At 41.3% G+C, this 24,495-nt stretch carries 19 protein-coding genes and 2 pseudogenes; 6 read left to right on the top strand and 15 right to left on the bottom strand.

The window, feature by feature from the left end; all coding sequences use genetic code 11:
• Positions 1-34 precede the first annotated feature (34 nt).
• From IQ230_RS00110 to IQ230_RS00095, 4 genes and pseudogenes are all read right to left on the bottom strand, one after another.
• Positions 35-598 (bottom strand): annotated as a pseudogene (locus IQ230_RS00110) (IS701 family transposase); the annotation flags it as partial.
• A gap of 577 nt (positions 599-1,175) precedes the next feature.
• Positions 1,176-1,334: a hypothetical protein gene (locus tag IQ230_RS00105; protein WP_193929660.1), complete on the bottom strand. Its 159-nt coding sequence runs from the start codon at positions 1,332-1,334 to the stop codon at positions 1,176-1,178.
• Positions 1,335-1,428: 94 nt separating this feature from the next.
• Entirely contained in the window at positions 1,429-2,394 is a 966-nt protein-coding gene (locus IQ230_RS00100) for a WD40/YVTN/BNR-like repeat-containing protein (protein WP_193929658.1), read from the bottom strand.
• A 510-nt stretch (positions 2,395-2,904) separates the two neighbouring features.
• Complete coding sequence (locus IQ230_RS00095; RefSeq protein ID WP_228054447.1) at positions 2,905-3,048, bottom strand: hypothetical protein; 144 nt, start codon at positions 3,046-3,048, stop codon at positions 2,905-2,907.
• A 61-nt stretch (positions 3,049-3,109) separates the two neighbouring features.
• Here IQ230_RS00095 and IQ230_RS00090 point away from each other — a divergent pair, with 61 nt between their 5' ends.
• Positions 3,110-3,490, top strand: a complete 381-nt coding sequence (locus IQ230_RS00090) for a PIN domain-containing protein (protein WP_193929656.1) — start codon at positions 3,110-3,112, stop codon at positions 3,488-3,490.
• Between the two features lie 10 nt (positions 3,491-3,500).
• Positions 3,501-3,722: a ribbon-helix-helix domain-containing protein gene (locus IQ230_RS00085; protein WP_193929654.1), complete on the top strand. Its 222-nt coding sequence runs from the start codon at positions 3,501-3,503 to the stop codon at positions 3,720-3,722.
• A gap of 100 nt (positions 3,723-3,822) precedes the next feature.
• Here IQ230_RS00085 and IQ230_RS00080 read toward each other — a convergent pair whose 3' ends face one another.
• The 3 genes from IQ230_RS00080 to pflA all read right to left on the bottom strand — a co-directional run bounded on the left by IQ230_RS00080 (position 3,823) and on the right by pflA (position 10,157).
• Positions 3,823-6,603, bottom strand: coding sequence for a bifunctional acetate--CoA ligase family protein/GNAT family N-acetyltransferase (locus IQ230_RS00080; protein ID WP_193929651.1), 2,781 nt, complete (start codon positions 6,601-6,603; stop codon positions 3,823-3,825).
• Between the two features lie 167 nt (positions 6,604-6,770).
• A complete protein-coding gene (gene adhE, locus IQ230_RS00075) occupies positions 6,771-9,410 on the bottom strand; it encodes a bifunctional acetaldehyde-CoA/alcohol dehydrogenase (RefSeq protein ID WP_193929924.1) in 2,640 nt (879 codons plus the stop codon).
• Positions 9,411-9,425: 15 nt separating this feature from the next.
• Entirely contained in the window at positions 9,426-10,157 is a 732-nt protein-coding gene (gene pflA / locus IQ230_RS00070; protein WP_193929649.1) for a pyruvate formate-lyase-activating protein, read from the bottom strand.
• 281 nt (positions 10,158-10,438) lie between these two features.
• Between pflA and IQ230_RS26275 the strand changes: the two are divergent.
• Positions 10,439-10,618, top strand: a pseudogene (locus tag IQ230_RS26275) (endonuclease domain-containing protein); the annotation flags it as partial.
• 103 nt (positions 10,619-10,721) lie between these two features.
• Here the strand turns inward: IQ230_RS26275 and pflB are convergent.
• From pflB to IQ230_RS27835, 5 genes are all read right to left on the bottom strand, one after another.
• Positions 10,722-12,947, bottom strand: a complete 2,226-nt coding sequence (pflB, locus tag IQ230_RS00060) for a formate C-acetyltransferase (protein ID WP_228054445.1) — start codon at positions 12,945-12,947, stop codon at positions 10,722-10,724.
• Positions 12,948-13,545: 598 nt separating this feature from the next.
• Positions 13,546-16,119: a glycogen/starch/alpha-glucan phosphorylase gene (locus IQ230_RS00055; protein ID WP_193929645.1), complete on the bottom strand. Its 2,574-nt coding sequence runs from the start codon at positions 16,117-16,119 to the stop codon at positions 13,546-13,548.
• Positions 16,120-16,218: 99 nt separating this feature from the next.
• Positions 16,219-18,702, bottom strand: coding sequence for a phosphoketolase family protein (locus tag IQ230_RS00050; protein ID WP_193929923.1), 2,484 nt, complete (start codon positions 18,700-18,702; stop codon positions 16,219-16,221).
• 1,139 nt (positions 18,703-19,841) lie between these two features.
• The gene (locus IQ230_RS00045) at positions 19,842-19,997 is read right to left on the bottom strand and encodes a hypothetical protein (protein WP_193929643.1); all 156 of its coding nucleotides are present in this window, start codon (positions 19,995-19,997) and stop codon (positions 19,842-19,844) included.
• 11 nt (positions 19,998-20,008) lie between these two features.
• The gene (locus IQ230_RS27835) at positions 20,009-20,152 is read right to left on the bottom strand and encodes a cytochrome c oxidase subunit 3 (RefSeq protein ID WP_407646589.1); all 144 of its coding nucleotides are present in this window, start codon (positions 20,150-20,152) and stop codon (positions 20,009-20,011) included.
• Between the two features lie 376 nt (positions 20,153-20,528).
• Here IQ230_RS27835 and IQ230_RS00035 point away from each other — a divergent pair, with 376 nt between their 5' ends.
• The gene (locus IQ230_RS00035) at positions 20,529-20,732 is read left to right on the top strand and encodes a hypothetical protein (RefSeq protein WP_193929641.1); all 204 of its coding nucleotides are present in this window, start codon (positions 20,529-20,531) and stop codon (positions 20,730-20,732) included.
• Positions 20,733-21,316: 584 nt separating this feature from the next.
• On the opposite strand, the gene IQ230_RS00030 is transcribed toward IQ230_RS00035, so the two are convergent.
• The gene (locus IQ230_RS00030) at positions 21,317-21,562 is read right to left on the bottom strand and encodes a hypothetical protein (protein WP_193929639.1); all 246 of its coding nucleotides are present in this window, start codon (positions 21,560-21,562) and stop codon (positions 21,317-21,319) included.
• A gap of 186 nt (positions 21,563-21,748) precedes the next feature.
• Between IQ230_RS00030 and IQ230_RS00025 the strand changes: the two genes are divergently transcribed.
• Positions 21,749-22,063, top strand: a complete 315-nt coding sequence (locus IQ230_RS00025) for a GntR family transcriptional regulator (RefSeq protein WP_228054444.1) — start codon at positions 21,749-21,751, stop codon at positions 22,061-22,063.
• A gap of 194 nt (positions 22,064-22,257) precedes the next feature.
• Positions 22,258-22,572, top strand: coding sequence for a P-II family nitrogen regulator (locus IQ230_RS00020; RefSeq protein WP_193929636.1), 315 nt, complete (start codon positions 22,258-22,260; stop codon positions 22,570-22,572).
• Positions 22,573-22,766: 194 nt separating this feature from the next.
• Here the strand turns inward: IQ230_RS00020 and IQ230_RS00015 are convergent, their stop codons facing one another.
• Together IQ230_RS00015 and IQ230_RS00010 are read right to left on the bottom strand one after the other, a co-directional pair.
• Positions 22,767-23,477 carry an IS6 family transposase gene (locus IQ230_RS00015; protein ID WP_193929634.1) on the bottom strand — a complete coding sequence of 237 codons (711 nt, stop codon included), beginning with the start codon at positions 23,475-23,477 and terminating at the stop codon, positions 22,767-22,769.
• Between the two features lie 401 nt (positions 23,478-23,878).
• The gene (locus tag IQ230_RS00010) at positions 23,879-24,169 is read right to left on the bottom strand and encodes a hypothetical protein (protein WP_193929632.1); all 291 of its coding nucleotides are present in this window, start codon (positions 24,167-24,169) and stop codon (positions 23,879-23,881) included.
• Positions 24,170-24,495: the final 326 nt, after the last annotated feature.

Genomic DNA, 24,495 nt, shown 5'->3' with positions numbered 1-24,495 from the left:
CTTTCCGAAATCAACAAGTACTAGATAAACTTTTTCATCCAGAAGAATAAAAGAATTTGAATTGATTCATTGCACTAATTAAGTGATTAAATCCAAGCAATAAATTAGAATTGGGAAAAATATCTACCCCAGGATAAATCAACCAAAATAGTAAGAGTGGTTGGACAATTAATCGAAAATTATTTAGAACATTCTTCCATCCGCTTTCATGATTCCATTGTTGATGATTAGAAAAATCTCCCCAATAATTTTTTTGTACCTCAGTTTCAATTTGCTCGGATTCATCTAAAGCTAAAAAAGCTGGAGAATTTAAACTAATCATTGTATAATCACAAAAAATAATCTCCCACCACTTCTCAATCTGCTCGAAATTAGTAAAACAATAATCTGTCCAGCCTAATTCTTGCTTGCACTGCCGAAAACCATATTCTACCCATGTCCTTAATCCGTATAGGTCGCCTAAAGTTTTCTTCAAATCCCCTTAAAGATTCGTCAGAATGAATGAAGTAAAATTTTCTGGCATTGTTTCTGGGTCAGTAGTTATTTCCCAGTAAGTTACGGCTCTTCTTTTCCCATAAACTATTTCTCGAATATATCTTTAAATCAGTCTTTATGCTCGGCACAATATTCATCTATGATGGCAATTGTGGGATGGGCATAAGAAAGCCAAATGCTTTAGAATTTGTAACTCTACATCCATTGACCTGTCTACTTTATAGAGTTTTATCTTTCAATTCCTTTATTCATTGTCTTCGGAAAATGACACAAGAGGAGTATTCGTTTTTTCAAACTGTTGAGGAGAAATAAAATTCCTGCTTGTGTGCTTCGATGCAGCCGCTAAAAATAATACTCAATTTGATTCTCATGGCTAATGAGAGCCACACAGGACTAGATGCACTCGCATTAAACTCCTTATTCACCTGAGCGTGGCTTGAATAGTTCCGGCGGACGCTAGGTTTAGTCATTTTACTTACTCAGTGCGATCGCTTCCAGAATATCTTAGTCTTAGTACCTTTAATAAGGAACTATTTCTATGCTTCCTTCGTACTTGATGCTTCATATCCAAACGGGAAACTTTACTTATCCACCATTGTTTTTGCAGAGCAACGGCTCGTTTGTATTCTGCGTTAAATCCATTGAGAATTTAGTGCAGGCTTTTGGGTCGCTGAAGTTGATCAATCAGCAGGAGCATCACTAGATTTGGGAACCTCCGACTCTTCTGAAATAGGATCTTCTGGATTTTCACTGTCCGAAGGAGTAGTATCGTCAACTTCTACCTCTTGTGCCAGTTTTTGTGTGCTATCAGAGGGAACTTCTTCTTTTTGGTTTGTCATAAAATCCTCCCATTTTCGTTGGGACTAGTACCCATTTTAAAAAGTTTTATAAAAAATTGTGGTAACTATCTGAAACCTTATGGATAAGCAATGGTTAATGTAAAAAGGTCAAACAATGAATTGAAGGAAGCCCTGACGCCAGTTGCTTCCATGTTAAACCAGCATCCTCTGACACAAAGAGTTGACCATCGCTCGTGCCAAAAGCAGCCTTATCCTTTAATGCAGTAAGGCTAGCCGTATCTATGTTGTTTGAGAACCATTGTGGCAAACCTTGTTCGCACTTCTCAAACGTCCCTGGTTGGTCAAGCGATCGCCGATAAATTGCTGCCTTAGCACCAGATGGACCGACCGATGTACTCATCAAAATCGTCTTGCCGCAAACTGCTACAGCACGAGAGTAGGTGGCGTGCAGGTTGGCTTGGTCAAAGCTCCACGAATCTCCTCCATATATGCTAGTAGCTAGTCCCTTTGCCGTAGCTGCTAGCACAAAACTAGGACGATCTGGAACAGTGAGCACTTGATGAACATCCGAGTGCAGATCGATAGTTGGCTGCCACGAGCGTCCGCGATCCTTGGAACGCAAGATACCGCCGACGTGTACGTTTGCGTAAAGTTCGCCTGAGTGCCCTACTGCAAGAGAGCGAACTGATGGCGGACCCCCCCAAGGCGTATACCACTTGACTCTTCCTGAAACTAAGTCAAAGCTATTGATGAATTCAATACTCCCATGTGCAACCCATAGGAGATGAGCATCTGATGTACCCGCAAGAACTTTTCCGTTGAGTGGCTCGATGCAATTCAGTTGCAAATCTTGGATAGTTGAGGTTACTAATTGCCACTCGCCCCGATCGTCGCGATGCCATACTGATTTACGATCAACCACTACCCACACTCCATTGCGACTTGGGGCAATAGCAGTGATGTTGCGATCCTCTAGTTCAGTCCTCTGCTCGGATTTCGAGAACAATAACAAACCATCGTTTGTTCCTACTATTAATAGCTCATCATAACTAGCGTCAATTCTAGACAATTCTATTGTTTGCTGAACAAATCCAGTCATATCCAGACTTCCTTTCTCTATTGCTCAAGTTTTTTCAAACAAGAGAGAGTTAGAGGGTTGATTTTTTAAATGTGTCTCTTTAGTTTCTATTATAAGAGCTAAACCGTTAAGTTAACTTCTAAATGGTTGTATTGCAGAGTGTGCAGTTGCTTTATAAAGTGATTGTTACTTTTGTACAAATATTTTTATTCTTTAGATTTGTCAGTTAACTTTAGTTATTCATGCTATTGAGCCAAATTTCCTCAAATAACGCTGAGGGTAGCGATTATTGAGACTAAAAGTAATTTAATTTAGGTATAGTGTAAAGCTATTTAAGTACTATTTTCTTTAATTACTGTTACGAGTAACGCTATTAGGCAAAACTTGTAAAAAACTATTAAAAACAATTGATAAGTTGCATAAAAGATAAGCGTAATTCTGAATTAAGATTGATGAGAGCAAAACTATAGCTTTGTGAGAGAAGGAGGATAAGACTTAAGTAGAGCGAACGCAAAAGATATTTTTGCACCGTCAGTAACGCAGATGCCGCGATACAGCATCAACACGCTCGATATCTCGAAAGCTGAAGGAAAACGCATTATATAACCAGATGCAGTAGCTGATGATTTCTGGTGGGAAGCGGTGGCGGTGGTACAACTTAGATTTTGCAGTCATGGTAGAAATTTATCTCATCGACTGCAATTCCTGCCAACTCCGATTAATTTGACAATACCCGTTGATTAGTTCCCAAGGAGCAAGTAGAGAGCTTTTAAGGCAGTGCTTGTTATTGAAGTATCAACCACTAATGGGTAATGCTTTATTTTCTGAGTACGAACAAGTTACGGGTAGAGATGAGATTTTACGCTTGTGTTCTTTATCAATTGAGGAGATAGAAACACTTTTAGCTTCATTCATGAGTGTTTGCGAGTGGATGCGTATTTACTACTTGTGGCGACCTAATTTAATCGATGAAGCAGATAATCACTTGATTGAGCTAGCCATCGCTGGTAATACCAGTATCATTGTTACTCATAATACTAAAGACTTTAAGCAAGCACAACTTTCTTTTCCCGAATTGTTGATTCTCAAACCTGAAGAGGTGATTAATCTTAATTAGGAGATAGCATATGGCTACATTAACAATTCGCTTACCTGATGACAAACACGAGAGATTGAAAGAATTGGCAAGAAGAAGAAATATTAGCATTAATAAGCTGATTGAAGAACTCTCAACGATCGCTTTAGCTGAATTTGATGCCGAAACCCGATTTCGAGCTATGGTAGCAAAAGGAAGTATATCAGCAGTAGCATTACTCGACCGACTTGATTCTCAGTTAACCGAGCAATGAGGCGAATCAGAACTTTCACTACTAGCTTTTATGACCCTGACCTCTGATAGATAATTAATCACTTAAGCCTGGAATAGGTATTTAGGATAAGGGCGATAATTCATCCAAGAAGTTCAATGTCTGCTTTCATCATTGCTGCTTGTGAGTCACGAAAGATCTGCAAACCGAGTTTTTTACACAAATGCTGCATTGCCAGATTGTCGGGGAGAATGTCAGCAGTCATGCGGTTGAGTTTTTCATCTTGACCTATTTGTAATAATTGTTGCAGTAATTGAGTTCCTAATCCTTGATTTTGGTAGCGATCGCTCACGACCAAAGCAAACTCGGCTTCATTCGACTGGTGTAATTTACTTAATCGTCCCACTCCGATAATTTGACACTTTTTAGTTTGGGGATCTTCGTACTCGGCTACTAAAGCAATTTCGCGATCGTAATCGATAAAGCAAATCCGCGTTAGTCGTTCGTGGGAAGTACGATAACTCAACTTTGTCACATGAGCATAGCGTAAGTAAACGCTTTCTTCGGAAAGTGAGTGATGAAACTGAATCATCAACGGTTCATCTTCTGGACGAATCGGGCGGATTGTGACGTTTGTGCCATCTTTTAGCTGCCAAGATGAAATATATTGCATTGGATAAGGACGAATTGCCAGTTTCGGTAGTTCGTCTTCTATGATTGTTGGTTCGTGGAGGACAACCCGCGCATCGAGGGCGATTAAACCATTATCTTGTCCTGGCTTCGCTAACAACGGATTAATATCAATTTCTTTGATCCACCGTTGTTCAATAACGAGTTGACTGAATCTGACTAAAAGTTGCTCTAAGCTAGCTAAATCGACTGCTGGACGCCCGCGTACTCCTTGAAGTGCCTGATAAATTTGCGTTTGTTCCATCATCCGCCGTGCTAGGGTGCTATTGAGCGGTGGTAATGCTAGCGCCCGATCTTGAAAGATTTCTACGAGTTGCCCACCAGTACCGAATAGTAAAACTGGACCAAACTGCGGATCGATGCTGCTACCAATAATCAATTCGTAACCATCGAGTGAGATCATTGGTTGAACAGTAGCACCCATAAAATGGTTAGCACCGACTTTTTCACGCACGGCTGACTCGATCGCTTGATAAGCAGTCCGTACCGCGTCGGCATCTTGTAAGTTTAACTGCACGCCACCGACATCAGTTTTGTGCGTAATTGTTTCACTAAACAACTTGAGAACCACAGGATAAGCGATCGCCTCAGCAAGACTCACAGCTTCTTCAACGTTGGTCGCAACATAAGTTTCTACACTCGGGATACCATAAGCAGCAAGCAGTTGCTTCGATTCCCATTCTGTTAGAATCGTCCGATTTTGCTGACGCACTTTCCAAATAATTTCCTCAGCACCAGCACGGTGTACAATTCCTGAATCGCCTATAAGTAAGGTTGGAGTTTCATATAACCCCCGCAAGTTGTAGCTGTACTGCCACATATAATTAAATACACGCGCAGCAGTATCAGGAAAAGCAAAAGTCGAAATATGGGCGCAGTTGAGAATTCTTTCGCCAGTCGCCACATCTGCACCGCCCATCCAGCTAGCAAGGATCGGCATTCCAATTTTAGATGCGATCGGTTGCTGATTCTTTTCGATGTGGGACTTTAATCGCTCGGCGGTTTGCGTCGGATCGGTCATTGATTGGGGTGTTAAGATGACCAATAATCCTTCACTATTAGGGTCTTGTGCCGCAATTTCTAAGGCTTTGGCATAGCGATCGGGGTCAGCATCGCCTAAGATATCAATTGGATTATGATGACTCCATTGAGGTGGAAGTATTCGATCGAGTGTTGCAATTGTCTCTGGTGCTAATTCTGCAAGTTCGCCACCTTGGGCAATTAAAGCATCGGTGGCAATCACGCCAGGACCGCCAGCATTCGTGAGAATTGTCAGTCTTTTTCCTTTGGGACGCGGCTGTTTGGCAAGCACTTCTGCCATATTGAATAAGTCGTCGATACTGTTAACGCGCAAGACACCACAACGCCGGAAAGCGGCATCAAGAACTTCGTCACTACTACTTAACGCGCCCGTGTGCGAGGCTGCTGCTTGGGCTGCTGCGGTTGTTCGACCTGCTTTGATGACGATAATAGGCTTAGTTAGTGCGACTTCGCGCGCTGCTGAGAGGAAAGAACGCGCATCGCCAATCGATTCCATATAAATCACAATACTTTTGGTATGCGGATCGTCACCAAAGTAATCGATTAAGTCACCCCAATTCACATCCAGCATCGAACCAATAGAAATAAAGGCACTAAATCCAACATTTTCGCGACGACTCCAATCAAGAATTGAGGTACATAAAGCACCACTTTGGCTAATGAATCCCACACTACCAGGAAGCGCTGTGTGTGGGGCAAAGGTGGCATTTAATCCGGTTATGGGACTCATAACACCCAAGCAATTAGGACCAATAATACGCATACCTGATGATGCTTGCGCTGCTAAAATTTGTTGTTCGAGTTCAATTCCTTTTGCACCTATTTCTTTAAAACCAGCGGAGATGATAATTGCACCTTTAACCTTCGCTGCCGCACATTCGCACATCACCCCAGGGACAGTTGCAGCAGGAGTGACAACAACAGCAAGATCGACAGGTTCAGGGACGGTGGCGATATTGGGATAAGCTTTAATTCCAAGAATGCTGGGTCGTTTGGGATTAACTGGGAATACTGTTCCTCCGAAGGGATTGCTAATTAAGTTCCATAAAACTGTTCGTCCGACGCTATCAGGTTTTTCCGTCGCACCGATGAGGGCAACAGTTTTTGGTGCAAAAATGGTATTAAGAGGATGGCGAGTACACTGCCTAAGATCCGCACCAGCTTCGATGGTGGATAGGATGGATTTTTGCATAACAGTTTTTTGGGGTTAGGAAGATCTTGGGGTTTCCGCCACACGCTTAACTATGAGAGACGAACCACATTCCCCGAAGGGGTTGCCGTTAGCCGAAGGCACTAGGCTAGGACGCAAAGGACACGAAGGAAGAGAGTTTTAGAGAAGGTTCTTTTCTTGTATTGGTTTCATTTGTAATGGCTGACGCTTAATTCTGTTTCTGGGTGATATAAAGCAGCATCGACTCGACATCCTCGATAGGCTAAAATGTAGAGTTCTTTTAAATCGCGGATGAGGGGATAGCGGGGATTTGCACCTGTACATTGATCGTCGAAGGCGCGATCTGCTAATTCTTCGAGATGTGAGTAGAATTCTTGCTCATCTTCTGGTAGTGCTTCTTTAATCGTAGCGGGAATGTCTAAGGAGCGTTTTAAGTCTTCTATTGCTTCGACTAATTTTTCTACTTTTTCATCGAGTGTATTGCCATCAAGTCGCAAATGATCGGCAATTTGCGCGTACCGTTCTTTCGCATTAGGATATTTATATTGGGGAAATATAGCTTGCTTAAAGGGTACGTCAGTGGCGTTGTAACGAATGACGTGCGAAATCATGAGTGCGTTTGCCAAACCATGCGGTACGTGGAACGTTGAACCAAGTTTATGTGCCATTGAGTGACAAATTCCTAAGAAGGCATTGGCAAAAGCAAGTCCGGCGATTGTTGCGGCGTAGTGGACTTTTTCACGCGCTTCGGGATCGTTTGCGCCATTTTTGTAAGAACGTGGTAGGTATTTAAATAAGAGTGCGATCGCTTCTAATGCTAATCCTTCGGTGAATTCTGTTGCTAGAACCGAAACATAAGCTTCAAGTGCATGAGTTAAAGCGTCAATTCCTCCATAAGCTGTGAGTTTTTTCGGCATTGTTAACACTAATTCTGGATCGACAATTGCCATATTTGGTGTGAGTGCATAGTCTGCTAATGGATATTTAATTCCTACTGAGTCATCGGTGACAACTGCAAATGGCGTGACCTCTGATCCCGTACCTGAAGTTGTAGGAATCGCAACCATAATCGCTTTTTTACCTAACTCTGGCAGTTCATAAACGCGCTTGCGGATATCCATAAACCGCATCGCCAAACCTTCAAATTCAATTTCTGGTTGTTCGTACATCAACCACATCACCTTAGCCGCATCCATTGGCGAACCACCGCCAGCAGCAATAATCACATCTGGTTGATAGTTTCGCAGTAGTGATAAACCTTTGTTGACATTTGATAGTGTGGGGTCAGTTTCAACTTCGTAGAACATCGAATAATCTACCCCAATTTCATCAAGAACGTCAGTAATTTTCTTCGTTATTCCTAAGTCAAATAATGGTTTGTCAGTAATAATAAAAGCACGTTTCTTACTTTGTAGTTCACGTAATGCGATGGGCAAGCAACCATACTTGAAATAAATCTTTGGTGGAACGCGAAACCACAGCATATTTTCGCGTCTCTCTGATACGGTTTTAATGTTTAATAGATGGTGTACTCCGACGTTTCCTGATACTGAATTATCTCCCCAAGAACCACATCCTAAAGTCAGTGAAGGATCAAGTTTGAAATTGTACAAGTCACCGATCGCACCTTGTGAAGAAGGTGTGTTAATCAGAACACGAGCAGTTTCTACCATTGACTCAAAGTAGTCAATATGCTCTTTATTTGCTGGATTGGTGTAAAGAACTGAAGTATGTCCGCGTCCGCCAAAGTCAATTAATTGAACAGCTTTATCTACTGCTTTTTGAAAACTTTCAGCACGGTACATTGCTAAAATTGGCGATAATTTTTCGTACGCGAATGGTTCTTTTTTACTAATCTCTTTTACTTCACCAATTAACACTTTAGCTTCAGCTATTTCTAAATCAGAAATTTGAGCTATTCTTTCGACTGATTGCCCGACAATTTCAGGATTAAGACGACCATCGATAATGACTTTACTACCTAGTTTTTCTTTATCTTCTGATGTGAGAAAATATGCTCCGCGATCGCGAAATTCTTGTTTAATACTTTCATAAACTTCATCAACAACAATCACAGATTGTTCAGAAGCACAAATCATTCCGTTATCGAAAGTTTTACTAATCAAAATCGAACTAACTGCTGTTTTAATGTCCGCAGTTTCATCAATCACCGCCGGAGTATTACCCGCACCCACACCTAATGAAGGATGTCCTGATGAATAGGCAGCTTTCACCATTCCTGGACCACCTGTCGCCAGAATCAGCTTAATATCTGGATGCTGCATTAAAGCTTGAGAAAGCGGTACAGTTGGTTCATCAATCCAACCGATAATATCCGCAGGTGCACCAGCAGCAGTAGCGGCGTCTAAAATAATTTGGGCGGCTTCAATCGTACATTTCTTAGCGCGGGGATGCGGAGAAAAGATAATTGCATTGCGTGTTTTTAGCGCTAGCAAAGCTTTAAAAATGACTGTTGATGTAGGATTTGTTGTTGGTACAATTCCCGCTAGAATCCCTACAGGTTCAGCAATCTTTTGAATACCAAAAGTTTGATCTTCTTCGATAATGCCACAAGTCCGTTCGTGCTTATATTTGTTGTAGATATATTCTGAAGCAAAATGATTTTTGATTACCTTATCTTCAACAATCCCCATCCCTGTTTCAGCTACTGCCATTTTAGCTAAAGAAATTCGCTCTGCATTGGCAGCAAGCGCAGCTTTTTTAAATATAGTGTCAACTTGTTCTTGAGTAAAATGTGCGTATTCTAACTGTGCTACTTTTACTCTTTGAATGAGTTTTTCCAATTCTTGAATATTTGTAATCATTATACTCTTCCTCATTCTTCAGTTGACTTTAAGACCGTAGCTTTTGAAAATGTCGATTGTTTTTTGTACTAACTCTGGTGATGGTGGTGGTGTATCTTTAAGTTGGTAATCATAGCCCAATTGTTCCCATTTATATTCTCCCATTTTGTGGAAGGGGAGAACTTCTATTTTTTCTACGTTACTTAAGCTAGAGACAAAATGAGCCAATTCTGTAACGTTATGATGAGCATCACTTAGGTTAGGAACTAAGACAAAGCGAACCCAAGTAGGTTTATGAATTTCACTTAGATAGCGAGCTAATTTTAAAGTAGGTTCTAGAGAAACACTCGTTAACTTCCGATAAATTTCGGGATCGAAAGACTTAATATCTAATAAAACTAAGTCTACAAAATTTAGGACATCTTTTACAGTATCCAAATCAACAAAACCAGAAGTATCTAGTGCAGTATGCAGATCAATTTCTTGGCAGCGTTGACAAATTTCTTTAACAAATTGAGGCTGCATTAATGGTTCGCCGCCACTAATAGTGACACCCCCACCAGAAAAGCGAATATAGGAAGTATATTTTTGAATTTCGGCAATCAGTTCATCCACACTTACTTGCTTACCATCTGTCAGATTTCGGCAATCTGGATTGTGGCAATAAAGACAGCGCAGCGGGCAACCTTGGGTGAAAATGACAAAGCGGATACCAGGTCCATCTGTTGTACCGCAGCTTTCGATGGAATGAATTTTGCCGATGGTAGTCATAAGAGTACCTTGTGTTTAAAGGTGGAGAGATTTCGCCCCCTAAATCTCCAATGCTGAGGGACTTTGAAGTATTAGTAAGTGTTTTGGGTACTCTAATCAGGGGCTATAACAAACTTTTAACGATGAAATCTAAGCCCATTAGAGGCACTACTCCTGGTGTTATTGCTGCGGCAAGACGACTGCGACAGAACCTTACACCTGTGGAAAAGATTTTATAGGAAGCCTTAAGAAACCGACAACTCAATGGCTTGAGATTTCGTTGTTAACATGCTGTTGATTCATTTGTTGTTGATTTCTACTGCACTGAGTGTCGATTAGTTGAACTTGATGGTGAAATTCACGACCAACGTGTTGACTATGATCCCGCCTGTACTGCAAAACTTCAGCAATTTAGCTTACGAGTAATAAGATTTCGCAATCAAGAATTCATAACCAACTTAGATAAAGTTCTCCGAGGTTGAGGAACCACTGCGTTGCGGGGGTGGCGCTATCGCGGACTTCGTCGCCCCCGTTGAGTGCAACTGGCGTGCAAGTGGCGTAGATTTGGCGGGCGAGGGCGAAAACTCAAAGGCAATCATGGAATGTTCGCTTGATAACATCTAACTGCTGTTCGCGAGTTAACTTAATAAAATTAACCGCATAACCAGATACCCTAATTGTTAATTGCGGATATGTCTCTGGATGATCCATTGCTTTTAACAAGGTTTCTCGTTGCAGGACGTTGATGTTAACATGATGACCGCTATCGTGAAAGTAACCATCCAACATTCCGACTAAGTTGTTAACTTGAGCTTCAGAAGTTTTTCCTAACGCCTGCGGCACAATTGAGAAGGTATAGGAAATTCCATCTTGCGCGTGTTCGTAGGGAAGTTTGGCAACCGAAGCGAGGCTAGCGATCGCACCTTTGGTATCTCTGCCATGCATTGGGTTCGCACCTGGTGCAAATGGTTCTCCCGCTTTGCGTCCATCGGGGGTACTTCCCGTTTTCTTGCCATACACAACATTCGAGGTAATCGTCAAAATTGATTGCGTCGGTACAGCATCGCGGTAAGTTTTACACGCCCGCAGTTTATTCATGAACGTTGTGACTAAATCTGTGGCAATTTGATCGACGCAATCGTCGTTGTTGCCAAACTTAGGATAATCGCCTGCAATTTCGTAATCAACGGCTAAACCACTTTCATTGCGCAATACTTTGACTTCGGCATATTTAATTGCAGACAGTGCATCGGCGACGACGGATAACCCTGCGACTCCACACGCCATTGTCCGATAAACATCGCGATCGTGTAGCGCCATCTCTAGGCGTTCGTAGCAATATTTATCGTGCATATAGTGAATGACGTTTAAAGTGTTGATGTATAGCTTTGCTAACCAGTCCATCATCTGGTTAAACTTCGCCATCACTTCGTCATAATCTAAGTAATCAGCGGTTATTGGCTCGAATTGGGGGGCAATTTGTTCGCCAGATTTTTCGTCTTTACCGCCATTAATGGCGTATAGTAACGCTTTGGCAAGATTCGCCCGCGCCCCAAAAAACTGCATCTGTTTGCCGACACGCATCGCGCTGACACAGCAAGCGATCGCATAATCGTCGCCGTAGTACGGACGCATCAAATCGTCGTTTTCGTACTGAATTGAGCTAGTATCTACAGAAACTTTGGCACAGAAGCGCTTGAAGTTCGCGGGGAGTTTTTCTGACCACAAAACGGTTAAATTTGGTTCAGGTGCTGCTTCTAAGTTGTATAGTGTGTGTAGAAAGCGGAAACTTGTTTTTGTGACTAAAGTTCTGCCATCTTCACCCATACCTGCGATCGCTTCTGTCACCCAAGTTGGATCGCCGGAAAATAGTTCGTTGTAATCAGGAGTTCGTAAGAAACGCACCATCCGCAATTTCATCACGAAATGGTCAATCAGTTCTTGCAGTTGCGTTTCGGTCGCCGTACCATTTTGCAAGTCACGTTCACAATAGATGTCTAAAAACGTCGAAACTCGCCCCAAAGACATCGCCGCGCCGTTTTGTTCTTTGACTGCACCGAGATACGCAAAATATAGCCACTGTACTGCTTCTTGTGCATTAGCTGCTGGTTGACTGATATCAAATCCGTAGCTAGCTGCCATTTCTTTGAGTTCAAACAAGGCGCGAATTTGCTCAGAAATTTCCTCACGCCGTCTGATGATACACGCATCTATGCAATCAACGTCTAAAGATTCGAGTTGTTGCTTTTTGTCAGTAATTAAGAAATCAACTCCGTAAAGTGGAACTCGCCGATAGTCACCAATAATCCGACCGCGACCATAAGAATCGGGTAAACCTGTAATAATACCAGAGTGTCGTGCTAAGCGCATAGCTTTGGTATATGCGTCGAAGACACCATCATTATGGCTTTTGCGATACTTCTTGAAGATTTCTTCGGTTTGCGGATCGAGCTTATAACCATAAGCTTCGAGTGATGCTTTGACTGTTCTGATGCCGCCAAAAGGCATAATTGCCCGTTTCAAAGGTTTATCGGTTTGCAAACCAACAATTTGTTCTAAATCGCGATCAATGTATCCAGGGCTGTGCGAAGTGATGCTGGATACGACTTTGGTATCTGTATCTAAAATTCCCTGTTTCCTCTCTTCACGCATCAGCGCTTTCACATTATCCCATAGCGCTTGAGTTCGATTTGTGGAAGCTGCTAAAAAAGATTCGTCACCTTCATAGGGTTTGTAGTTTTTTTGGATGAAATTACGCACATTAATTTCTTCCATCCATTCACCTGGTATAAAACCTTGCCATTGCGTCATAGACTTAACCATCCTTAATTTACTATTAGTAAATCAGTCTTGTCTTCGGTTAACTCTCTACTCGTTTAATCACCTCTATATTATTATTGTTTTTTGTAAAAAATGGATATCTTGATAATTTGTAAATATAAGTTTACATATTTTTGTAAAACAAGTTATTTGTTTGTTTTCCGCTTAATTTTATAACTCCTTTATCAATTTTTCTAATAAAGTCAGTAGCAAAATTTTAATGTAGATGCTAAAAAATAAAGCCAAGCTGGATATAGATTATAGTTATCTTAGATAAGTGATAGCTACTGCGATCGCACAATACTTAATTTGACATTAATTTATATGTAAACTAATAATAAATCGGAATTTGAATAAATAAATCTCTTAATTCACCTTTTAAATATATTGCTTGAGCAAAAAAATCAATTGATTAGAAAACTGTAAAGGATTGATTAAAAAATGAACTCAAAAAGAGCTTTTAGTCATGACTATCAGCGCCACCAAAGTAAAGTATGTTAAAATTAAATTGAGATTAATTCTTATTTTTATGCTAACAACCAGCTAACATAAATTGATATTTTTCCTGCGCCTGCGCATCGCTGTTTATCTATAACCTACGATCGCTCAACTGAAACGCAGGTTGTTGCACTTGCAAATCTGCATCTTCACAAGCATCTATATCAATTTTGACGGGCTTAACTCGCCAAATTTCTTCACAGTATTCCTTGATTGTGCGATCTGATGAAAATTTTCCTGTGCGTGCAGTATTGAGAATAGACATTCGTATCCAACTGTCGCGATCGCGGTAAGCTTGACTGACTTGTTCTTGACAGTCGATGTAAGATTGGTAATCTGCCATCAGCAGATATTCGTCGTGATGTAGCAGCGAGTTGACAATTGGTCTAAATAAATTAATATCTTCAGGCGAAAAGTAGCCGTGTGCGATGTATTGCAGGACTTCCTGAAGTTCGCGATTCGTTTTGTAGTAGTGTTGCGGGTGATATCCTGATGTTTTGAGTGTAGAAACCTCTTCAGCAGTTAAACCAAAGAGAAAGAAATTGTCTGCGCCGACTTCTTGACGAATTTCGACATTCGCACCGTCAAGAGTACCAATCGTCAGTGCGCCATTCATTGCAAACTTCATATTACCCGTACCAGAAGCTTCTTTCCCTGCTGTCGAGATTTGTTCGGAAAGATCAGCAGCGGCGTAAACTCGTTGACCAAGCGATACGCTGTAATTCGTTAAAAAGATAACTTTCAAACGACCTCGAACATCGGGATCGTGGTTGACGACATCGGCGACGGAATTAATCAATTTAATAATTAGCTTTGCCATGTAATAACCAGGCGCTGCTTTGCCGCCAAAGATGAAAGTACGCGGAAGAATCTCGATTTGTGGATGGCGTTTGATGTGGTTGTATAGCGTGATGATGTGCAATACGTTTAATAACTGCCGCTTGTATTCGTGCATCCGTTTAACTTGAATATCAAACAGCGAGTTGATATTGACTTCGATGCCGTGATGCTGTTGAATATAGTTAGTTAAATCTTGCTTGTTGGCAAGTTTAATTTCCCACCAGCGATCGCGAAAATTGGCATCATTGACAAACGCCTCGAGTTGCTGGAGATCTTCGAGATTTCTAATCCAGTTTTTGCCAATCTTTTCGGTAATCAAATTCGCTAGCCGAGGATTCCCTAGCAACAGCCAACGACGCGGCGTGACACCATTCGTTTTGTTACTAAACTTTTCAGGAAATAGTTCGTAGAAATCCCGTAATAGTTCGTTTTTCAGTAATTCGGTATGCAACGCAGCAACACCGTTAATCGCGTGACTCCCCACACATGCTAGATGCGCCATGCGGACTTGCTTTTCGTGCCCTTCTTCGATTAGCGATAACCGTGCGATGCGATCAAATTCACCAGGATAACGAGTATAGACGTAATTGAGAAAGCGGTAGTTAATTTCATAGATGATTTCGAGATGTCGCGGTAAGATGCGACTAAACAGACTCACAGACCAACGCTCTAGAGCTTCTGGCAACAAAGTATGATTGGTGTAGGCAAAAGCATTTTGCGTGATATGCCATGCTTGCTCCCAAGTCATCTGATGTTCGTCAATCAACAAGCGCATCAATTCAGCAATTGCGATCGCTGGGTGAGTGTCGTTAAGTTGCAGTGCGGATTTTTCGTGTAAGTTATCTAAACTATCGTGCGTGCGTAGGTGCAAGCGGATGATATCTTGCAGCGAACAAGACACAAAGAAATACTGCTGTTCTAGGCGCAGTTCGCGTCCTTGGATTGTATTGTCGTTAGGGTAGAGAACCTTAGAGATATTTTCCGAGAACATCTTATTAGCGACTGCGCCGAAATAATCTCCTGCATCAAACGCTTGAAAGTTGAACTCTTCACTCGCCTCGGCTTTCCACAGACGTAAGGTATTAACCGTATTAGTGTCGTAGCCAGGAACAGGCGTATCGTAGGGAATTCCTAAGACAGTTTGCTTTTCAATCCACCGCACGCGATAGTGACCGTGTTCATCGGTATAGTGTTCGGTATGACCGCCGAGTTTGACGGCAACTCGATAATCAGGGCGTGGAATTTCCCAAGGATTACCGAAACTCAGCCATTTATCAGGAATTTCCCGTTGCCAACCATTTTGAATTGCTTGCTCAAAAATGCCAAACTCGTAGCGAATGCCATAACCAACTGCGGGAATTTCTAACGTTGCTAAGGAATCGAGAAAACAAGCCGCTAACCGCCCTAAGCCACCATTTCCTAAACCTGGTTCGCGTTCGCGTTCTAATAAATCATCCAACTCAAGCCCAGATTCATGTAAAATCTGGCGGACTTGTTTGTAAAGACCTAAGTTAATTAAGCTATTACCCAAATGGCGACCCATCAAGAATTCTGCCGAGAGGTAATAGACACTTTTAGCATCTTGTTGAACATAAGTTTTTGCAGTTTGAATGCGGCGTTGAGTCAGGCGATCGCGGATACCATGCGCAACAGCCATGTAGTAATCGTGGAGTGTAGCAAAGTATTCATCTTTACCTTGGACGTGATACAGATTTTTTACAAAAGCCAGTTTAAGTGCTTCTATACTCAAATCGGTGCTTTCATTTTTGAGTTGAATATCTTCGCTTGCCAATCTGCGGTAGTCATGCTCGAACGATTCACTCATAGCTATAGCATTAATTGTTTGTTTACTTGAAGCGTTGCAAAAAGAAACTCCATATATCCCCCACAAGTGGGGGACTTTCAGTAATTGGTTTAGGGGGGCTTAAGCGCGTGTTGCTGTTCCTTCGGCACCCTCTTGTGAAGGATTAGTATCACTACTACCACTGCGTTGCGGTGGTGCTTGATCTCCATCAGAACCGTAGTACCGCCATTTCCAGTCGCGAATTTCTGGCATATCTTCACCGTACTTGTTGATGTAATGCTTGTGATCAATCAATTTGTCGGAGAGCATTTGTTTAACATAAGCAGCGGTGTATCCTAGTTTGGACACGCGGTCAATCACATCGATTGCGAGGTGGAAGCGATCAAGATCGTTAAGAACAACCATGTCAAACGGTGTGGTAGTAGTTCCTTCTTCTTTGTAACCGCGGACGTGCAAGTTTTTGTGATTCGTGCGGCGATAAGTTAAGCGGTGAATTAACCAGGGGTAGCCATGAAAGGCAAAGATAATCGGTTTATCGGTGGTGAAGATACTGTCGAAGTCTTTATCGCTTAAACCATGAGGATGTTCTGTCTGAGGCTGCAATGTCATTAAATCGACGATGTTGACGACGCGCACTTTGAGATCGGGGAAGTTTTCCCGTAAAAGATCAACTGCCGCTAAAGTTTCTAGTGTGGGAACATCGCCTGCACAAGCCATCACGACATCAGGTTCGCTACCGCGATCGTTACTTGCCCATTCCCAGATGCCGATTCCTTTGGTGCAATGCGCGATCGCTGCATCCATATCGAGGTACTGCAATGCTGGTTGTTTACCTGCAACAATGACGTTGACATAGTGGCGACTTCTCAAGCAGTGGTCGGTGACTGAGAGTAAAGTATTAGCATCAGGGGGTAGATAAACGCGGATTGCTTCTGCTTTTTTGTTCATGACATGGTCGAGAAAACCAGGATCTTGGTGCGAAAAGCCATTGTGATCTTGTCGCCAAACATGCGAAGTTAGCAAGTAATTGAGCGAGGCGATCGGTCTACGCCAGGGAATATGACGGGTTGTCTTCAACCATTTGGCGTGTTGGTTGAACATCGAATCGATAATGTGAATAAACGCCTCGTAGCAGGAGAATAAGCCGTGACGACCTGTGAGGAGATATCCTTCTAACCATCCTTGACAAGTGTGTTCGCTCAAAATTTCCATCACGCGACCATCTGGTGAGAGTTGGTCATCTTCTGGCAAGATTTCGGCTACCCAAGTTCTATCTGTCACCTCGAACACATTATTGAGTCTGTTTGATGCGGTTTCATCAGGACCAAAAAGACGGAAGTTGCGGCTTTCTAGGTTGCGCTTGATCGCGTCACGGAGAAAGGTTCCCATCACACGGGTAGCTTCTGCTTCAACTGTTGCTGGTTGATCTACTTCAACCGCATAGTCGCGAAAATCAGGCATTTTCAAATCTTTGAGCACAATTCCACCATTAGCGTGGGGATTATCGCCCATGCGTCGTTGTCCTTGCGGCGCAAGTTCTGCTAATTCAGGGATGAACTTACCATTCTCGTCGAAGAGTTCTTCGGGTTTGTAACTCTTCATCCACTCTTCTAGCAGTTTGACGTGTTCTGGGTTACTAGCCATATTTGCCAAAGGAACTTGATGCGATCGCCAGTAATCTTCAGTTTTCTTACCGTCAACTTCCTTGGGTCCTGTCCAACCTTTGGGCGATCGCAGAATAATCATCGGCCACTGAGGACGTTTTGTGAATCCATTGCTGCGCGCCTCATTTTGAATTTCTTTAATCTCTGCGATCGCTATATCTAAAGTTGCTGCCATTAACTGGTGCATCGTTTCTGGGTCTGACCCTTCCACAAAATACGGTTTGTAGCCGTAACCGATAAATAAGCTTTGTAACTCTTCGTGCGAAAGCCGCGCTAATACTGTCGGATTTGCAATTTTGTAACCATTGAGATGCAAAATCGGCAACACTGCACCATCGTAGACGGGATTGAGAAACTTATTACTGTGCCAACTTGCGGCTAAAGGTCCTGTTTCAGCTTCGCCATCGCCAACAACGCAAGCCACAAGCAAATCAGGGTTATCAAACGCTGCGCCGTAAGCGTGCGAAACCGCATACCCTAACTCACCGCCTTCATGAATTGAACCTGGAGTTTCTGGCGCCACGTGGCTAGGAATACCGCCAGGAAAGGAAAACTGTTTGAAGAGTTTCTGCATCCCCTCCGCATCTTGCGAAATATTCGGGTAGTATTCGCTGTATGTCCCCTCTAAATAAGTATTCGCAACTAATCCAGGACCACCATGACCAGGACCTGCAATGTAGATGGTGTTGAGGTCGTACTTTTTAATGACGCGATTGAGGTGGACATAGATAAAATTTAATCCTGGTGTTGTTCCCCAATGTCCTAGTAGTCTCGGCTTGACGTGTTCTATTTTTAGCGGTTCTCTTAGCAGTGGATTATCGAGTAAATAGATTTGTCCTACTGAAAGATAATTTGCTGCACGCCAGTACGCATTCATCTTGCCTAGTTCCTCGCCAGACAAAGAACCTGCTTGGGGTGCAGAAGCGATCGCTTGAACCATACTCATATACCTTCCTTGTCAGTTTTAGAAATCTACATCAATTCCTTTTTGCTTCATGCTTGATCAAGACACTAAGCTTAGGAAACTTATTTATTTTAATGTCGATATAATAATTGGGAAGCAGAGAACAAAATATGTTTCTTTCTCATCTACTGAAATACTATTGAATCAACAAAAATTTGCTGGTTTTCCACTTTTGAAGTAACAAATCACATTGCTTAAACTGAGAAGCAATTTTAAATATGTTAATCACAATGCTTACTATAGGGAATATTTCTAAAATTAGAACTATTTTTTAAAAACTCTCTTCTAAACTTGATAAGTAATAACTTATTACAGATTGCTACTCTTTTTATTTTCTAGTGTTTTTTTTATTTGTTAATGTCATCTAGAATTCTGAATTAAGTTAGAGTTTATCCAATACGGTAATAACTTTGTATATCAATAGAAAATTCATTAGGAGAACGTTTAGTTTTAAAGTTTGACAGATTTATGAATGAGCTATTGACCTGATTGCAGAATTCTAGTACTTGTAGAAAAATACTGCTAATTTATTTATGCGGCATCTACTTTATGCTTCGTTCTTAAGATTTTCATTTGTTAATTAAGCTTTTAGCTCTTGATTCATAGTTTACTGTGTATCTATTATTTTGACATACAGTAAATTTTAAAAAAGTAATTATGATGACTAAAGCTTATAAAATGCATATTTTTCAACTTGCTTGTATCATTAACTACTTCAAGTTAAGGCTTTGTTTCTTTGTTAACCTCTCTTCCAGGGAAGCTCATTTTCAATAAACAACGTTAGTTTTTAAGATTTTTTTAATATTTGCTGCTTTTGAAGCGAGCAATTGTATAGCACTTTACTTTGTTTGACGCTTACAAATAAGTTTATACTTATAATAACGATAAGATTTATCTATAAGTCCTTTCCATTTTTTTGAAAAAGATAAGGTAAATTTTTATAAAAAGTGTATTTGGAAGGTAGATATTAAATAAGCAACTAATGAAAGACTAAGTTATTGACAACTATCAATAGTAGTAATTGCCCAAGTCTAATTTCTTGATAAGTAAAAATGAGCCATAAATCATAATTCTCTACTCTCCTGTGTACCTCTGCTTCCTTGTCTGTAACAACTTCAAAACAAAACAGTATTACTTGTCCTGCGTAGCAATCCAGCATAACTATAACCAAAAGGTGCGATGCAGTTCGCTTCAGCTTTTACATCGCAATACCAAAACAGGTGGTTATTCCCAAACGCGATCGCTTCTCGATTTTCCTGAAGACTGTTCACAAAACACTCCTTTACGATTGAGTCAGGACGTATAGCAGTGTAAACAGAACAATCCAGATAATATCTACAAAGTGCCAGTAGATTTCTGCTATTGCAATGCCTGTGTGTTTAGTTGCAGAATAATGACCCGAACCGTCGCGATCGCCACAACACACCTAAGATTAACCCGTGAAAGCCTGTTATCAAGTAAAAATAATTAGCAAATACGTTAGTTGTTCACCTGTATTCCAGCGTTAGATATTCATATTGATCTCCAAGGAAAATAACACTCATTAAAGCAGTAATGGCATACCACAACTGCATTCCAACGACTACTGTTCTCACACTTATGCGGATTGCTTACGGCGATCGCAAACTGAGTCAAGTTTCTTGACAACCAGATCGCCAATGTCTACTCAGAATTTTTGAAAGTGACTTGAAGTTCTCAACCGCTATGGACTCAAACCTGTATTCGATCCAGTAACATATCTAGCAGAAATTCAACCTTTGTGAGCTACGCTAGTTAATATTCCAAAAGATGTAGAAGCAGCGTTGGAATTTTGGATCGATGATTGTAGTAATGGCACTCGCTTAACTGATGTGGCTCCACGCGGTAAGTGGAATCGATTAATAAATGTCCGTATTGTATATTTTGAGTTGCCGCCAGAGTGGGAACAACAACTTGCGAAGTCGAAAAAAGAAGCCACGTACTCATCGCAAAACAAAATCAAAAACACAGGTATCACTCTCTACTGAATACATCTTAGAAGCAAAGAGAATTGGCACAGCTAACGGGTAAAAACCAAAGTTGGGTTTGCGGGATCAAAAATGAATTGTTTCTAAGCTAATTTAGAAGATCAAATGCTATTGCGAAAAGCATTAAGAATGAATTAGAGAATAGTTGACGATTGCACTCTAAAATAAGAGACTTAGCAATGAGTTCATCTTCGTAGACTTTCTTTATTTAGCAGCGAATTCATACAGAAGACATCATAAATAATTAGTGGGTTCGACTGAATATTGATAGCTTAACCAGAAGCGCTATTAAGATGTTTATTGGGTTTAATTTACTGCTCAACTTCAATATCTGAATCAATAGGCGTTTGCATTTTTTATAATATTGCAAGTATGTGCTATTTTTCGTGTATTAGTATCTTTAAACTTTAGATTGCTCGTTCAAAACCAAAATTGCTGGCAACGAAGACGGATCTTTATTTTTTGAGAACGCTTACGCTTAAAACGTGATGGAGGAGGAAGCGGTTGATTTTTAGCGTTAGTTAATAACCAACAATAAGTTAACCAACATCCATAAGTCAGAAAATAAACTGTAGGTTCCATAATTATTTGTAATAGCGTTGTTCAATCCAGACTCGCATTTCTGCTTCTGAGGCAAGGCTAATTTTACTGTCTGAGACTGGATCGTACGCTTGCCAATAAGAGCGACCATAACGATCTTTTTTTTGCCAAACTTGTAGGCGATCGCGACTCGTTAAAGCTTGAAGCAAACGTAACAAAAGAATTCTAAATAGACTTTTAATATCCTGCTTTCTTTGTAGATGGATATGTGTAAAACTAGAAGTCTTCATTGATTTATATAATTAGTTCAGCTCTTATCTTTAGTTTTCTTATACTTTTTTCTTAAAAGGAAGGTACAAATTGAAATATTTTAAATAGTACAGTTTTATTCAAAATCAACTGTTCTAGATGAATAAAGTAGAAGTGTACCAAGACATTTATTGAAGAATCATTTATGATGACAAAACATCATCGGTTTGTCATTCTTCAAGAAGAACGGAACCGTAAGAATCCCTTTAGAACGGCATTCATCCAAAGCAGTTTATTTACAAATCCGCGATCGCATTCGTCATTTAATTGAAACTGGAGCTTTACAAACCGGCGACAAACTTCCCTCAATTCGTGCTTTAGCCGAAAATACAGGAGTTAATAAATTAACAGTTCTCGAAGCCTACAACGTTCTTGTAGCTGACGGGTTAATTGCAGCGCGCCAAGGTTCAGGGTATTTTGTCAATTCCCCAGTCCATCGCAAAACTGTAGAACCCTCGTCCCTAGTGACCCCGGCAATCTGATGTTGAATGGTGGTCATAGCGCTAAAAGGATAAGTGTTTTTTATAAAATGCTTCCGCTAATCTGAGTCAATCTTTCTCAACAGAGGGTAGTGGATTCGCCGATTTTTGGCATAAAATTAAAGATATGGTTCAAAGTAAAACCATAGATTCTTGTCTTGAATTGTCGCAACAGAATGCATCAAGAGGTAACCCGCATGACCCAGAAAGCTAGCAAGCTCGTCATCGTCACGGAAAAGTTGCTGCTGAAACAGATCGTCAAGATCATCGACGAAGCCGGGGCTACCGGTTATACGGTGATGGAGGCTGGCGGTAAAGGCAGTCGCAACACGCGCTCGTCGGGACAACCCACCGTTTCCGACACCTACTCGAATATAAAGATCGAGGTGCTCACCGCCAAGCGGGATATTGCCCTGAAGATTTCGGATGAGGTCGCAGCGAAGTTTTTCGACGATTATTCGGGCATCGCCTATCTCTGTGACGCGGAGGTACTACACGCGCACACGTTCTGACTCAAAACCCCAGCAATTCTCATTTTGGCAAGAAGCTGTTCAAGCACTGGGAATCTTGGTATTGTAATGACATCTGAGACACCCAAGAGAGCCAGAGCCGTTGAAGGAACAGGGTTTGTTTGACAGGTATCGTCAAATTAAATCGCTTGAAAAACAAGCAGCTACAATCAGCTGGAAAAAAAGCTCTTTTGGCTCTAAATAGACACACCAATCCCAGTCATCTTTTGCCAAGAGCGCATTCGCTCTACCATTACGTGTTTAGTTATGAAGGCAGGCAAGCGATGTCTCTTCGGTTGCGTATGCTGATAAATCAATTCTGAAGCTGCCAAAAACTGCTGTGCTTGACTGATAGACTTGAAGCGCCGCATCTTCTTCTCTCTCAGTCGTGTCAATTGATGCGAGTTTTCCGCCCGATTGTTCAGACCCTTGTGCTGCCGATGCTCTAGGGATGGCAAAATCTCTTTTTTCGCAGCAGCATAGCTTTTGAGCTTATCCGTTACTATCACCCTTGGGGCAAACCCTTGCTTTTTCAGAAGCTTTTTCAGAAACTTCTTGGCTGCTGCCTTGTTCCGACTTTTCTGCATCAAGATGTCTAGCAAGTTACCGTCTTCATCTACTGCTCGCCACAACCACAACACTTCTCCTTTGATCTTCACGCGCATCTCGTCTAGATGCCACTTACTCCCTAAGCTGGGGCGACGGCGACGAATTTGATTAGCAAAGGTCATACTGAACTTACGACACCAATAGCGGATAGCTTCATAGGTGACACAGATACCGCGATACAGCATCATCTTTTCAATGTCGCGGTAGCTGAGCGAGAAACAGTTGTACAGCCAGACACAGTAGCTAATAATCTCGGCAGGAAAGCGATGGCGGTGGTATGAGGGGAGATTTGCAGTCATGAGAAGAGAAAATTATCTCACTCACTGCCATCTCTGTTACCCTACTGCTTGCATCAAGTTAATTTGACAATACCAGTAGATGCATACAACCAAAGTGTTCCTATATATAATCAAGTTTTAAATACTTATCGTGCTGAATCAACTAAGTATGAATCTGCTTTAACTACTTATAATTCTAAGGTCAACCAATATAATTCATTAGCAAACACAACCGGAAACCGAGTTTATTTAATACCAAAAGGAGTAAAAAGATAAAGTAATTATGTCAACACTTTTTAACTCAGTATAGATTAATAGTAGACTACAAAATTTAAAAACTATATAAAAGTCTGAGTTACGGGCGATCTGTATTATTGTGCGATCGCCTTGTTTTTCATTTTTGATTTGCAGGCTCGCTTTACTTAATCAGCTTTGAGTTGAGGAGGGCGGCGATACTGCGTTGCTTGTTCAAATGCGTATGCATAGTTAAGCAACTTTGCTTCTGACCATTCTGGACCTAATAGTTCAATCCCAATAGGAACTCCAATTGGTGCAGATTCGGTAGGATGAGAAAATCCACCTGGAAATGTCATTGATGGAAAACCAGTGCTATTTGAGAGAACGCCGTTACGTTCGACCTGATCTTCCCCAACAGGAACTATCAGTCGCTTCTGGTGAGGATAGAGAATTGCATCTAGATGTTGCTTGAGCAATCAGATTTATAAAGGAAGGAATAGTTAGAATGCTTAAGAAAACAGTAGGGAGCAACCACCTCAATACGTTTACCTGAGTTTCTTTGCTCATCTCCTCACCCGTAAATGATACGAGAAAGCATAAACTACCAAGATTTAGCAGGGTTGTTGTTAAATTTACCTTCTCTGTACTTCAATCATCAAACTTTAACAGAAGCTTAGAGGATGTCTGAAAAGTCAAAGACTATACCAATCGTCTCAACATAAGACGAATCATCGCAACTTGAATCATCGCCTCAGAAGTGGCAGGTAAAACCTCATAATCTTTGCTCAGTCTCCGACACCAG

Origin of the sequence: Gloeocapsopsis crepidinum LEGE 06123 (genome assembly GCF_015207655.1) — a bacterium.
Lineage (GTDB): Bacteria > Cyanobacteriota > Cyanobacteriia > Cyanobacteriales > Chroococcidiopsidaceae > Gloeocapsopsis > Gloeocapsopsis crepidinum.
This window is presented reverse-complemented; position numbering and strand designations above follow the sequence as displayed.